The organism is Sphingobium sp. R-21 (assembly GCF_049913335.1).
In the GTDB taxonomy this organism is placed as follows: Bacteria; Pseudomonadota; Alphaproteobacteria; order Sphingomonadales; family Sphingomonadaceae; genus Sphingobium.
This window is the reverse complement of record NZ_CP184374.1, coordinates 672,318-684,366: the sequence shown is the minus strand read 5'-3', so window position 1 is coordinate 684,366 and position 12,049 is coordinate 672,318. Positions and strand designations below refer to the sequence as shown.

Here is a 12,049-nt window from a genome sequence, read left to right as displayed (position 1 = left end):
CGATTGCTGTGGAGGCGCTCGGCATGAGCCGCCTGATAGTCATTTCCAACCGGGTCAGTCGCCCGACCAAGACCGGCAACCAGGGCGGCCTCGCTGTCGCGCTTTCCCAGGCCCTTAGGGAAAGCAGGGGCATATGGGTCGGCTGGTCCGGAGAGGTCACCGAGAATTTCACCGGCCAGATCGGCTTTTCCGAGGATGAAGGGGTCAAGACCGCGACGATCGACCTGGAAGAGCAGGATGTCGACGAATATTATAATGGCTATGCCAACAAGACGCTGTGGCCGCTGTTCCACTTCCGCATCGACCTGGCCGAATATGCCCGCGATTTCGAGGGTGGCTACAACCGTGTCAATCAGCGCTTCGCCGACACGACCAGCCCGCTGATCGAACCGGACGACATCATCTGGGTCCAGGATTATCACATGATCCCGCTCGGCCGGATGCTGCGCGACCGGGGCCATGACAATCGCATGGGATTCTTCCTGCACATTCCCTGGCCGCCTACGCGGCTGCTGGTGTCGCTGCCCCATCACAGCAAGCTGGTTCAGACGCTGTTCGCCTATGATGTCGTCGGCTTCCACACGGAGGAATGGCTGGAGTCCTTCCGCCACTATGTGGAGCGGGAGATGGGCGGATCGGTGGACGGCGATTTCGTGACGCTGGGAAACCGCACGATCCAGGCGATCGCCTGCCCGATCGGCATCAACGCGCAGGAATATGCCAGCGCCGCCGTCAGCGACGCGGCGAAGGATATGTATGAAAAGGTCCGCCGTTCGCTTCAGGATCGTCCCATGATCGTGGGCGTCGACCGCCTCGACTACAGCAAGGGGCTGGAAGAGCGGTTCAACGGCTATGCCCGCTTCCTGAAGGATCATCCTGAACAGCATCGCAACATCGTGCTGACGCAGATCGCGCCGCCCTCCCGCGGGGAGGTGGAAAGCTATCAGCAGATCCGCGCCACGCTCGACGCGCTGGCGGGCCGCATCAACGGCGAATATAGCGACGTCGACTGGACGCCGATCCGCTACGTGAACCAGGGCTATCCGCGCGACAAGCTGGCAGGGATATATCGCGCGGCGAAGATCGGCCTGGTCACGCCGCTGCGCGACGGCATGAACCTGGTCGCCAAGGAATATGTGGCGGCACAGGATCCCGACAATCCGGGCGTCCTCATCCTGTCGCGCTTCGCCGGCGCCGCGCAGCAGCTCAAGGACGCGCTGCTGATCAACCCCTACAGCCCGGAGGAGATGTCGGACGCGATCACCCGCGCCCTTGCCATGCCGCTCGACGAACGCAAGCGCCGCTGGCGCGCCATGATGGACATCGTCGAGAAACAGGACATCAGTTGGTGGCGGCAGCGCTTCACAGAACGGTTGATGGCGGTACAGCGCAATGGCGAGCTGAAGCCGGAGGCGCAGCCCGCTTAACTTTCCCGCACATGCCGCTACTGTAGGTGCAATGGAAGACGAGGAAGAAGCGGGCGGCACCCTTGCCGCCATTCGCGCCAGATCAGGTGTCATATTGGGCATTCTCGGCCTCGCGGCGTGGCTGGCACTGATCTGGTTCATGTTCGGTGACGTGTTGTAACGAACTTCGGCGCCTGAAACGGGGCCATTTGCACCCCCGCTCCTTTTGGTCTAAGGGCCAGCCCAAGCAGCCCCGGCACCCGCTGATCCCTCCCGATTCGCGTTTGCCGGGGCACATTCTTTCCGGAGCAGGCCATGATCCGATTCATCGGTTATGGGCCTGCTCCAGTTTTTGATTCACCGCGTTTTTGAAGCAGGTGATTCCACCTGCTTCAAAAACGCTCCAGGGAAGACAGGAACCGCATATGGCCCGTCGCCGCCAGATCTATGAAGGCAAGGCAAAGATCCTTTACGAAGGCCCCGAGCCGGGTACGATCATCCAGTATTTCAAGGATGACGCGACTGCCTTCAACGCCCAGAAGAAGGGCACGATTTCAGGCAAGGGCGTCCTTAACAACCGCATTTCCGAGCATATTTTCACGCTGCTCGGCCAGATCGGGGTTCCCACCCATTTCATCCGCCGGCTCAACATGCGCGAGCAGCTCGTCCGCCAGGTCGAGATCGTGCCGATCGAGGTCGTAGTGCGCAACGTTGCTGCCGGCTCGCTCAGCAAGAAGCTCGGCATCGAGGAAGGGACGCAGCTTCCCCGCACCCTGATCGAATATTGCTACAAGGACGACGCGCTGGGCGACCCGCTGGTGTCCGAAGAGCATATCGCCTGCTTCGGCTGGGCCAGCCAGGACGAGATGCATGACATTGCCGACATGGCGATCCGCATCAACGACTTCATGTGCGGCCTGTTCGCGGGCATCGGTATCCGCCTGATCGATTTCAAGCTGGAGTTCGGCCGGTTGTGGGATGGCGAATATAGCCGCATCATCCTGGCTGACGAGATCAGCCCCGACGGTTGCCGCCTTTGGGACATGGCCACTGGCGAAAAGCTGGACAAGGATCGTTTCCGCCGCGATCTGGGCGGCGAAGTCGAAGCCTATCAGGAAGTCGCCCGGCGCCTGGGCCTTATGCCCGAGGGCGTTGATACGACGGTCCTGGACCTCGACACCCACCGCAAGAAGCGGAGCAAGGACTGACGCGAATGGCGGACGCGCCGTTCAGGCGAGCAGCGCGTCCGCCATCAGCTTGATCCCCAGCAACACCATCAGCACATAGATGAGCGTGTAAAATCGCGCGGCATCGACGCGACGCACCAGTACGACGCCCGCCAGAGTCGATGCGATAGCCACGGGGATCAGGGCCGCCGTCGCTAGCAGATTGGCCCTGGTGAACTGCCCCAGCGCCGCATAGGCGGGCACCTTGATCCAGTTCACCGCGGCAAATGCGATGGCGGTAGTCCCGATGAGCGTGTCGCGCGGCAAACGCTTGGGCAATACCCACATCTGGAACGGCGGAGATCCGGCATGGGCAATATGGCTGGTGAAGCCGCTCGCCACGCCGAACAGCATGCCGATCCAGCCCGGCGAATTGGACGGCAGCACCATCGCACCGCCGCGCTCGGCCCATAGTCGTTGAAGCCCGAAAAGAGCCGAAATCAGGCCCAGTACACCAAGCACCGCGACTTCGGACACCTGGGCCGCAAAAAGATAGCCGATCGCAACCCCTGCGGCCATTCCTGGCAACATAACCATCAGAACATGCCTGTCCCAGTGATGGCGGAACGACCAGACACTGACGACGTCCTGCAGGATCAAAATGGGCAGCATGATCGCCGCCCCCCTCACTGGATCCACGCCCAGTGCCATGATGGGCATGGCGAGTGCCCCGATCCCGGCAAATCCGCCCTTGGCGAGACCAGTGAGGATCACGGCGGTGATGGCGCAGGCATAATAGAAATAGTCCGGATTCATGGAGCCCGCCTAAAGCAAAGCATCCCATCCGGGGAGCAAATTTTGTTGTCGAACAATCAGCTCTGGGCGCGATAGCCGATCAGGACGCCGAAGGTGAAGGTCGCAAGGAGCGTCAGTTGAACCCGGCCATGAGGATCATCATAGCCCATGATCTGCTGACCAAAGGCGAAAAGCCCCACGAACATCGCCAAAGCAAGACCGGCCATGCGAAAATCCTTCCCTCCGCTGGCCACCATAGGGGCACGGCGCTAACAAAAGCATAATGCCAGGGTTAAGGCCGCGCAGCACCTGGGCGTTACCAAGAGGCTGATGCCTCAGCATCACTGCATCCTGGTATAATGCCTTGCCTGCGGAGCGCTCCGCGACTAGAGGGCTGGACGATTCAAACGATCGCCAGCCCTCCGGTTTTCGCGGCTTGCGCATTCTGCAAGCAGGATGCCCTGGGGGCGCGAAAGACTGTCTTATGGAGTCCCACGCTCATGAAAGCCCGCATCTTCGTCACCCTCAAGGGCGGTGTCCTCGACCCGCAGGGCAAGGCGATCCATCACGCGCTCGAAGGCCTGGGCTTCGCTGGCGTCAATGATGCGCGCGCGGGAAAGCTCATTGAACTGGATCTGGCCGACGGCACCAGCGACGAGGATATTGACGCCATGTGCCGCAAGCTGCTGGCGAACACGGTGATCGAAAATTACCGCATCGAAAAGGTGGCCTGAGCCATGAAGAGCGCCGTCATCGTCTTTCCCGGCAGCAATTGCGACCGCGACCTCGCCGTGGCGTTCGAGAAAGCGACCGGCGCGAAGCCTGCCATGATCTGGCATCGCGATACGGAACTGCCAGACGATATCGACCTGATCGGCGTGCCGGGCGGTTTTTCCTACGGCGACTATCTGCGTTCGGGGGCGATGGCGGCCCGCTCGCCGGTGATGCAGGCGGTGGCGAAGGCGGCGGATCGGGGCGCCTATGTGCTCGGCATCTGCAACGGCTTCCAGGTATTGACGGAAAGCGGGCTGCTGCCCGGTGCGCTGCTGCGCAATGCGGGCGGGCATTTCGTCTGCCGCGACGTGGCGCTTACGGTTGATAATGCGCAAAGCGCTTTCACCAGCCGTTATGGGGCGGGGGAAGCGATCAACTTCCCGGTGGCGCATCATGACGGCAATTATTTCGCCGACGCGGAAACGCTGGACCGGCTGGAAGGCGAAGGCCGCGTGGCGCTGCGCTACGCGGAGAACGTTAACGGATCGGCGCGGAACATTGCGGGCATCCTGAACGAAGGTGGCAATGTGCTGGGCATGATGCCGCACCCGGAGCGCGTGATCGAGACCGCCCATGGTTCGACCGACGGCCGCCGGCTGTTCGAAGGATTGGTGGAAGGGCTGCTTACCCAAGCCTGAGTCCGACGGATATCGCGTTCGACAACTCGACCGGGTCTGGCAAGCAGGGACGGCCTTGTACCCGTCATTCGCACGATCATTCTTAGCGCACTAAGCAAATTTTCCGTCTTAGTCGCGCCGCGCTACTTGGCTCACCCGCCACGATGATAGTCATATTCAAAGGCACGGCCTTCCTGTTTGGTGAGGATCGCGCCAATGATCGCCCCGCCCGCCCGGCGCAACCGATCGACGGCGACGCGCAGGCCGCCATGATGATTGCGTCCCCATTCGACGACCAGCAGCGTCACCTGCGCCTTGCTCGCCAGCAGGCAGGCGTCGGACAGGCCCAGAACGGGCGGCGCATCGATCAGCACGGTGTCGTACCGCCCCCGGACGGTTGCCAGCAGGGAGTCCATCGCGGGCGTCACCAGTAATTCGGCGGGATTGGGCGGGATCGCGCCGCAGGGCAGCAGGGCTACCCCCGGCAAGCCGCTGTCCACGACAACCTCCTCCATCTTCGCCTGGCCCGTCATCAGTTCGCTGATCCCCCGCGCCGGCGAGATGCCGAACAGGCTGTGCTGCTTGGGCCGACGCATGTCGGCATCAATCACCAGCACGCGCTTGTCCAGCTTCGCCAACGCCTTGGCCAAGGCATATAGGGTAGAGGACTTCCCCTCCCCCTCCTGCGCACTGGTGACCAGGATGGAACGCGGCAGCCCCGCTGCGGACCCCAGAAGCAGGGAGGAAGCCATCGGCGCGAAAATCTCCGCCGCCGGCTTCTCGCCCGCCGGGACCGCGCCGAGCAAAGGCAGGTTCACCCGCTCCGCCAGCGTGTCGGCAGACGTAACGGCGTCATCAAAAATATGCCGCCCGACCACTGCCATCAGCCCGAGGATCAGCCCGCCCAGCGAAGCGAACAGCATCGTGATGCCGATATTGGGCGAGGATGGCCGGGAGGGCACGGCCGCCCGGTCCAGCGGCTGGATACGCCCCGCCTGGAACCCAGCCTGCGATGCCATGTCGCGATAGCGCTGGAGCAGGCTATCGTGCAGCAGGCGATAGGTATCGACCTGCCGTTCCAATATGCTCATCTGCACGCCGCGTCCACGTTCCGCCGTGGCCTGCCGCTCGACCTTGGCGATCTCGGACTGGATCTGCTTTTCGCCATGGACGGCGACGTCATATTGTTCCTTGAGCGACGCGCGGATCGTGCCCGCCATTGCTTCGGCCTGATCATCCAGCGCCGCGAGCCGGGCGCGCGCCTCGCGCATCTCAGGATGGGCGTCCTTGCGGAACTGGCGTTCCTGCACGACCTGAGCCCGCGCCTGCGCCCGTTCCGTCATGATCTGCTGCATCGCGCCATTGTTCAGCACTTCGGGCAGGGTCTCGACACTCGACATGCGGGCGCTTTCCCAGCGCTTTTGCGCCGCGATCCGATCCGCTGTCGCCTGCGCGCGGAAGGCGTTGAGCTGGGCAAGCCGCGTTGCCGTAGTGCCATCGGGCGCGGGATCGGCGCCGCCATTGCGATCGGATTCGGGTGGCATCATGGCTCCGGCATTGGCCGCATAGACCGCCAGGTCGCGCTCCGCCCGTTCCAGATCCTTGCGCGCGCCGTCCAACTCTCCCAACAGGAATCGTCGGGCCTGAACCCCGGATTCGAATCCACGCTTCAAGTCCGTCCGGATCAGGCTGTCCGCATAGCTGTTGGCAACCCGCGCCGACAGCACCGGATCAGCGCTTGTGAAGCTGATGCGGATGACCCGCGACTTGCCGGGCAACTCAACGTGCAGATTGTCGCGTAGCAGGCTGACGACGGTTTCGGTTTCGACCTGCCGCTGGCTGAGCGAGCCAGTCCCCTGTTCCGGCCGCCGGACATTCATGCCCTCGAAGAAGGTTCGACTGCCGATCAAGGCCAGTTCGCGCGCCACATCTTCAGCCAGAGCACGGCTGCGCAGCACTTCCAGTTCGGTCTGCATCAGCGCTTCATTGTCGGACGGCGCCGTCTGCCGCTGCGCTGCGGCAGCTCCCGCGGCACCAGCCGGGACATCCTCTACCTCCACGGAAGCGGTGGCGCTATAATCAGGCGTGGACAGCAGGATGAAGACCACGCCAGCCAGCACGCAAAGCGCCATGGTGACGAACAGGATGATGCGATGCCGCCGTACCGCCGTCCACGCCGCGCCGGCCGTTGTCGCGAAACGCGCGGCGCGCCCCTCCATGGAGGAAGAGGCGCCGCTGTCGTCGATCAGCAGTCCCGAGCGCGCCATCAGAGCCCTCCATCCAGCGCGACGAACCCTGCACCAACGGCAGGAAGCGCCAACAGCGCGCCACCCAGGATCGCCTTCGCGCGCGACAGGCCGACGATGATGGTGTCGCCCGGCAGGATTTCGGGATCGGGCGCCTCTCCCTTGCGAATCGCGCCAAGGTCGAACATCGCGGCCTTGCGCTCTCCCTCCGCTTGCCGGACCACGACGATCTGCCCCATGCTGGCAAGGCGGGTCGGGCCCCTGGCCATCGCGATCGCCTGCAGGAGTCCGACGCGACCGTCCACGGGAAACAGGCCCGGCTCGCGAACCTCTCCATCCACGGTGATGCGGCGGCCCACCGCCTTCTTGATGAACACCGTCACCTGTGGCGAGACGAGATAGCGCTCACCGAGGCGCCCGGCGATGACATCGGATGCTTCACTGGCGGAGAGGCCAGCCACGGAAACGTCGCCGACCAGTGGCATGCGCACCATGCCTGCGGCTGTCACCTGGGCGTCCTCAAGGGACAGGCCGGGTTCGTGATAAACCTGTATGCGCAGGACATCGTCGGGCGAGATGCGATAATCCATCCCCACGGCAGGAGCGGGCGGGATGACGGCATAAGCCGCCTCGCCCTTCGGCGCATCCTCCACGGTCGAGCAGGCGCTGAGCAAGAGGCAGGCCGTGACCATGATCCTCGCTCGGCTCTTGCTGTCGGTCGGCCACCTCATGCCGCTAAAGTCCCCCGCAATTCAGTGGGCACGCGCAAAGCCTGCCATTGCGGGCGGGGTTAACGACGCGACGGGGACATGGCAACCATTCGCCGGGCGAACGCGGCGCCGATGCGCCGGATCAGATGGCGATCCGGGCCTGTTCCGGGACGGCCTGACCCGAGGTCGGCCGTCGGGGCTGATCCGGCCAGACGCCGCGGGTGTCGTAGACCGCCTTGTCGGCGCGTTCGTCCACCGGAACCGATTTGAACATGTCATGATCGACAAGAATGACGAAAACGCCGCATTGTTCCAGAGCCGTATCGAGATCGGTCAGTTCAGCGCCGGTTCCGGCAAATTCCATCGGCAGGTCATGGGCATAGGGTTCGACCAGCCTGATGCGGCGGCCATAACGCTTGGCGAGGCGCGCCGCGACCTTCACGGCCGGGCTCTCGCGGAAATCGTCGATATTGGGCTTGAAGGCAAGACCAAGGCAGGCGACCGCTTCGCCCGGAAATTCATCGATCAGGTCGGACGCCTTTGCCACGACATAGTCGGTCTTGCCGTCATTCACTTCGCGAGCCGTGCGGATGAGACGGCTGTTTTCCGGATCGCCATGGACGATGAACCAGGGGTCGACAGCGATGCAATGCCCCCCGACGCCAGGCCCGGGCTGAAGGATGTTGACGCGCGGGTGACGGTTGGCGAGGCGGATGACCTCCCACACGTCGATGTCCATCCGCTCCGCGATGACGGACAGTTCGTTGGCAAAGGCGATATTGACGTCACGGAAGCTGTTCTCGACCAGCTTCACCATTTCCGCCGCGCGGGCGGACGTGGTGATGCAGGCACCGCGAACGAACTGGCGGTAGAAACCCAGCGCCTTGCGGGCACAGCGCGGCGTGATGCCGCCGATGCAGCGGTCATTGTCGATCAGTTCGACCAGAATGCGTCCGGGAAGGACGCGCTCCGGACAATAGGCGACGGCGATGTCGCCCGCGACGCCAGGCTCCGGCATTTTGAGATCGGGGCGAAGTTGCGCGAAAAGGTCGCGCATGGCTTCGGTGGTGCCGACGGGGGAGGTGGATTCGAGGATGACGGTGTCCCCAGCCTTCAGAACCTGCGCGACCGTACGAGCGGCCTTGAGGACATGGCTGATGTCAGGGGCGCGATCTTCAGCCACGGGAGTTGGCACGGCGATGATGAAGACGTCGCTGGCTTCTACTTCCAGGCTGGCGCGGAGATTGCCGCGGGACACGACACCCTGGACCAGGCCATCCAGGTCGACTTCCTCTATATGGACGCGGCCGGAATTCACCGTCTCCACGACATGGGCGCTGACATCCACGCCGACGACCTGCGCGCCGCCGCGGGCGATCAGGGCGGCGGTCGGCAGGCCGATATAGCCGAGGCCGATGACGGATACCTTCTGCTGGAGTTTATCGAGGGGCATTGGGCGGGGTCCTGGGGAAGCCGATGATCTGCACCGGTTTGTGACGGGAAATGCTGAAGATTTGGGTAACGGAACGTCGAGTCCCATCGCCAGTTCGTCGCGGGCCTGCGCTCAGGCGGCCCGTTCCAAATTCCCTTGCGATCTTGCGCTTGCGGCTATGATGCCCGCAATGCGTTCCGACGCATGGCCGTCGCCGAAGGGATTATGCGCGCGCGACATGGCGGCATAGGCAGCATCATCATCCAGCAAGGTGACAACGGAGCGGACGATCCTGGCGCGATCCGTGCCAACCAGCTTCGCCGTGCCGGCCTCCACCCCTTCCGGACGTTCGGTGGTTTCGCGCATCACCAGCACCGGCTTGCCGAGTGAGGGAGCCTCCTCCTGCACGCCGCCGCTGTCGGTCAGGACCAGGTCGCTCATGTCGAGCAGGCGTACGAAATGCGGATAGTCCAGCGGCTCGATCATCGCGACGTTGGCAAGGCCGCCCAGCACGGCGTCCATCACCGGGCGGACATTGGGATTGGGATGGACGGGGAAGATCACGGCGACGTCGGGGCGCGCCGCAATGTCGGCCACCGAACGCGCAATCGCCTCCATCCCGCCGCCGAAATTCTCGCGGCGGTGGCTGGTGACCGCAATGATGCGCTTCCCGGTGAACCGCCGCGCAAGGCCGTCCAGGCCCGATGCAAGAGGGGGTTCGGACAGCACCCGTTCGCGAGTGGCGAGGAGCGCGTCGATCACCGTATTGCCGGTCACGAATATGCTGGCCGGATCGCGATTTTCCGCCAGCAGCGCATCCGCGGCCGCCTGGGTCGGCGCGAAATTCATGTCCGCAATGCAGGCGACCACACGGCGGTTCACCTCTTCCGGCCAGGGGTGATGAATATCGCCGCTGCGCAGGCCCGCCTCGACATGAGCCACGGGAATCTTGCGATAATAGGCCGCCAGGCTGGCGACCATGGTGGTCAGCGTATCGCCATGCACCACCACACGGTCGGGCTTTTCCGCGTCGAACGCCTTCCCCAGTTCCACGATCAACTTCGCCGTCAGGCCATCCAGAGTCTGGTTCGGCGTCATCACGTCGAGGTCTATGTCAGGCACGATCCCGGCGATCTCCAGGACCTGATCCAGCAGGCCTCGATGCTGCGCGGTCACGATGACGCGCGGCTCTACATCGTCCCGGGCCTGAAGCGCGTGTATCACGGGAAACAGCTTGATCGCCTCAGGGCGCGTCCCGAACACCAGAGCAACCTTCATATCTTACCCTTTGCAAGCCGTCTTTCGGGTAAGTGCTTGGCAGAAAATGGTAACCATCCCCTGAACATGAGTACTCCCGACGCCCGCTTTCGCTTAGGCAAGTAGCTGTGCTAGAGGCCAGCCGGACCTTTTCCCATTCGAGGGCTCAGTTACTATATGAAGATCACGATGATCGGCACGGGCTATGTTGGGCTGGTGTCAGGCGCCTGCTTTGCCGATTTCGGCCATGACGTGGTGTGCGTGGACAAGGATGCCGGCAAGATCGCCGCCATCGAATCGGGCCGCATGCCGATATATGAGCCGGGCCTCGACCATCTCGTCGCGAGCAATGCTTCGGCAGGGCGGTTGAACTTCACCACCGATCTGCCGGCAGGCGTGAAGGGCGCGGATGCGATTTTCATCGCCGTTGGCACGCCTTCACGACGCGGCGATGGGCATGCGGATCTGAGCTATGTCTACGCAGCGGCGAAGGAAATCGCGGATTCGCTCGACGGGCCTACCGTCATCGTGACGAAATCCACCGTGCCGGTCGGCACTGGCGATGAGGTCGAACGGATCGTCCGGGAAGCCCGACCCGATCTGGACATACAGGTCGTGTCCAACCCGGAATTCCTGCGCGAAGGCGCAGCCATCGGGGATTTCAAGCGGCCAGACCGCGTCGTGGTCGGCACCACCGGGAGCCAGCGCGCGATCGACGTCATGGGGCAGATCTACCGTCCGCTGAACCTCAACCAGGCGCCTGTCATGTTCACGGGGCGGCGAACCGCTGAACTGATCAAATATGCCGCAAACGCCTTCCTTGCGACGAAAATCACCTTCATCAACGAAATGGCGGACCTGTGCGAAGCCGTGGGCGCGGAGGTACAGGACGTGTCGCGGGGGATTGGGCTCGACAACCGCATTGGCGCGAAATTCCTGCACGCGGGTCCGGGCTATGGCGGCTCCTGCTTCCCCAAGGATACGCTGGCACTGGTGAAGACCGGCCAGGATTATGACACACCGATCCGTATCGTCGAAACCGTGGTGCAGGTGAACGATCTGCGCAAGCGAGCCATGGGACGAAAGATCGTGAAGGCTCTGGGCGGCGACGCGCGTGGCAAGAAAGTTGCGCTGTTGGGCCTGACCTTCAAGCCCAATACCGACGACATGCGCGATGCGCCGAGCCTTGCCATCGTGCTGGCGCTGGAAGATGCGGGCGCGCAGATCGTCGCCTATGACCCGGAGGGCATGGATGTCGCCGCGCCGCTGATGCCGGGCGTGACCATGACGAAGGATGCCTATGAAGCCGCGACCGGTGCCGACGCGCTGGTGCTGGTGACGGAATGGGATGCATTCCGGGCACTGGATCTGAAACGTCTGGCCGCCTTGATGAACGAACCCGTGCTGGTCGACCTGCGCAACATCTATCCGCGCAGGGAGGCGGAAACGGCCGGCTTTGCACTCACGCGGGTCGGCGGCAAGGGCGTCCTGGCCTGATGCTGCTGAAGCCAAGGGAAGGACGCGATGAGCCCGCCCTTCCCCGGTTGCATCATTGGCTGGTGGCGGCCATTGCCTTGTTCGCGATCATGCTGATCGTACCCGTCATTGCCGGGCTGACCTGATCCGGTCCGGCCGGTTTCAAGTTC

At 63.4% G+C, this 12,049-nt stretch carries 13 protein-coding genes; 7 read left to right on the top strand and 6 right to left on the bottom strand.

From position 1 onward, the window contains the following. The first annotated feature begins 23 nt into the window (after window positions 1-23). The 3 genes from otsA (at window position 24) to purC (ending at window position 2,614) form a co-directional block, all read left to right on the top strand. On the top strand, window positions 24-1,427 hold the full coding sequence (gene otsA / locus ACN9MX_RS03195) for an alpha,alpha-trehalose-phosphate synthase (UDP-forming) (RefSeq protein ID WP_133651859.1): 1,404 nt from the start codon (window positions 24-26) through the stop codon (window positions 1,425-1,427). Window positions 1,428-1,458: 31 nt separating this feature from the next. Then, entirely contained in the window at window positions 1,459-1,587 is a 129-nt protein-coding gene (locus ACN9MX_RS03190; RefSeq protein WP_363735079.1) for a hypothetical protein, read from the top strand. A gap of 244 nt (window positions 1,588-1,831) precedes the next feature. Continuing rightward, window positions 1,832-2,614: a phosphoribosylaminoimidazolesuccinocarboxamide synthase gene (gene purC, locus ACN9MX_RS03185; RefSeq protein ID WP_133651858.1), complete on the top strand. Its 783-nt coding sequence runs from the start codon at window positions 1,832-1,834 to the stop codon at window positions 2,612-2,614. 21 nt (window positions 2,615-2,635) lie between these two features. Here purC and ACN9MX_RS03180 read toward each other — a convergent pair whose 3' ends face one another. Both ACN9MX_RS03180 and ACN9MX_RS03175 read right to left on the bottom strand, forming a co-directional pair. Then, complete coding sequence (locus ACN9MX_RS03180; protein WP_363735080.1) at window positions 2,636-3,388, bottom strand: sulfite exporter TauE/SafE family protein; 753 nt, start codon at window positions 3,386-3,388, stop codon at window positions 2,636-2,638. Between the two features lie 56 nt (window positions 3,389-3,444). Further along, a complete protein-coding gene (locus ACN9MX_RS03175) occupies window positions 3,445-3,594 on the bottom strand; it encodes a hypothetical protein (RefSeq protein WP_166666297.1) in 150 nt (49 codons plus the stop codon). 273 nt (window positions 3,595-3,867) lie between these two features. Between ACN9MX_RS03175 and purS the strand changes: the two genes are divergently transcribed. Both purS and purQ read left to right on the top strand, forming a co-directional pair. Next, window positions 3,868-4,101 carry a phosphoribosylformylglycinamidine synthase subunit PurS gene (purS, locus tag ACN9MX_RS03170; RefSeq protein ID WP_133651856.1) on the top strand — a complete coding sequence of 78 codons (234 nt, stop codon included), beginning with the start codon at window positions 3,868-3,870 and terminating at the stop codon, window positions 4,099-4,101. 3 nt (window positions 4,102-4,104) lie between these two features. After that, on the top strand, window positions 4,105-4,779 hold the full coding sequence (gene purQ / locus ACN9MX_RS03165; RefSeq protein WP_363735081.1) for a phosphoribosylformylglycinamidine synthase subunit PurQ: 675 nt from the start codon (window positions 4,105-4,107) through the stop codon (window positions 4,777-4,779). Between the two features lie 131 nt (window positions 4,780-4,910). Here the strand turns inward: purQ and ACN9MX_RS03160 are convergent, their stop codons facing one another. The 4 genes from ACN9MX_RS03160 to wecB form a co-directional block, all read right to left on the bottom strand. Next, entirely contained in the window at window positions 4,911-7,025 is a 2,115-nt protein-coding gene (locus tag ACN9MX_RS03160) for a GumC family protein (protein ID WP_363735082.1), read from the bottom strand. Next, window positions 7,025-7,735 carry a polysaccharide biosynthesis/export family protein gene (locus ACN9MX_RS03155; RefSeq protein WP_363735084.1) on the bottom strand — a complete coding sequence of 237 codons (711 nt, stop codon included), beginning with the start codon at window positions 7,733-7,735 and terminating at the stop codon, window positions 7,025-7,027. Before ACN9MX_RS03155 ends, ACN9MX_RS03160 begins: the two co-directional genes overlap by 1 nt. A 121-nt stretch (window positions 7,736-7,856) precedes the next feature. Beyond that, the gene (gene wecC / locus ACN9MX_RS03150; protein ID WP_363825438.1) at window positions 7,857-9,167 is read right to left on the bottom strand and encodes a UDP-N-acetyl-D-mannosamine dehydrogenase; all 1,311 of its coding nucleotides are present in this window, start codon (window positions 9,165-9,167) and stop codon (window positions 7,857-7,859) included. Window positions 9,168-9,278: 111 nt separating this feature from the next. After that, complete coding sequence (wecB, locus tag ACN9MX_RS03145; RefSeq protein WP_363825435.1) at window positions 9,279-10,424, bottom strand: non-hydrolyzing UDP-N-acetylglucosamine 2-epimerase; 1,146 nt, start codon at window positions 10,422-10,424, stop codon at window positions 9,279-9,281. Window positions 10,425-10,580: 156 nt separating this feature from the next. On the opposite strand from wecB, the gene ACN9MX_RS03140 reads away from it, so the two are divergent. Then, a complete protein-coding gene (locus ACN9MX_RS03140) occupies window positions 10,581-11,900 on the top strand; it encodes a UDP-glucose dehydrogenase family protein (protein WP_363825432.1) in 1,320 nt (439 codons plus the stop codon). Further along, on the top strand, window positions 11,900-12,025 hold the full coding sequence (locus ACN9MX_RS03135) for a hypothetical protein (RefSeq protein WP_363735092.1): 126 nt from the start codon (window positions 11,900-11,902) through the stop codon (window positions 12,023-12,025). The genes ACN9MX_RS03140 and ACN9MX_RS03135 overlap by 1 nt, the downstream gene beginning before the upstream one ends. Window positions 12,026-12,049: the final 24 nt, after the last annotated feature.

Bases quoted from the DNA above. Each gene is read 5' to 3' on its own strand.
- ACN9MX_RS03155 (WP_363735084.1), bottom strand. From the start codon at position 7,735: ATGAGGTGGCCGACCGACAGCAAGAGCCGAGCGAGGATCATGGTCACG.
- ACN9MX_RS03140 (WP_363825432.1), top strand. From the start codon at position 10,581: ATGAAGATCACGATGATCGGCACGGGCTATGTTGGGCTGGTGTCAGGC.
- otsA (WP_133651859.1), top strand. From the start codon at position 24: ATGAGCCGCCTGATAGTCATTTCCAACCGGGTCAGTCGCCCGACCAAG.
- ACN9MX_RS03135 (WP_363735092.1), top strand. From the start codon at position 11,900: ATGCTGCTGAAGCCAAGGGAAGGACGCGATGAGCCCGCCCTTCCCCGG.
- purQ (WP_363735081.1), top strand. From the start codon at position 4,105: ATGAAGAGCGCCGTCATCGTCTTTCCCGGCAGCAATTGCGACCGCGAC.
- ACN9MX_RS03190 (WP_363735079.1), top strand. From the start codon at position 1,459: ATGGAAGACGAGGAAGAAGCGGGCGGCACCCTTGCCGCCATTCGCGCC.
- ACN9MX_RS03180 (WP_363735080.1), bottom strand. From the start codon at position 3,388: ATGAATCCGGACTATTTCTATTATGCCTGCGCCATCACCGCCGTGATC.
- wecC (WP_363825438.1), bottom strand. From the start codon at position 9,167: ATGCCCCTCGATAAACTCCAGCAGAAGGTATCCGTCATCGGCCTCGGC.
- wecB (WP_363825435.1), bottom strand. From the start codon at position 10,424: ATGAAGGTTGCTCTGGTGTTCGGGACGCGCCCTGAGGCGATCAAGCTG.
- ACN9MX_RS03160 (WP_363735082.1), bottom strand. From the start codon at position 7,025: ATGGCGCGCTCGGGACTGCTGATCGACGACAGCGGCGCCTCTTCCTCC.
- purS (WP_133651856.1), top strand. From the start codon at position 3,868: ATGAAAGCCCGCATCTTCGTCACCCTCAAGGGCGGTGTCCTCGACCCG.
- purC (WP_133651858.1), top strand. From the start codon at position 1,832: ATGGCCCGTCGCCGCCAGATCTATGAAGGCAAGGCAAAGATCCTTTAC.
- ACN9MX_RS03175 (WP_166666297.1), bottom strand. From the start codon at position 3,594: ATGGCCGGTCTTGCTTTGGCGATGTTCGTGGGGCTTTTCGCCTTTGGT.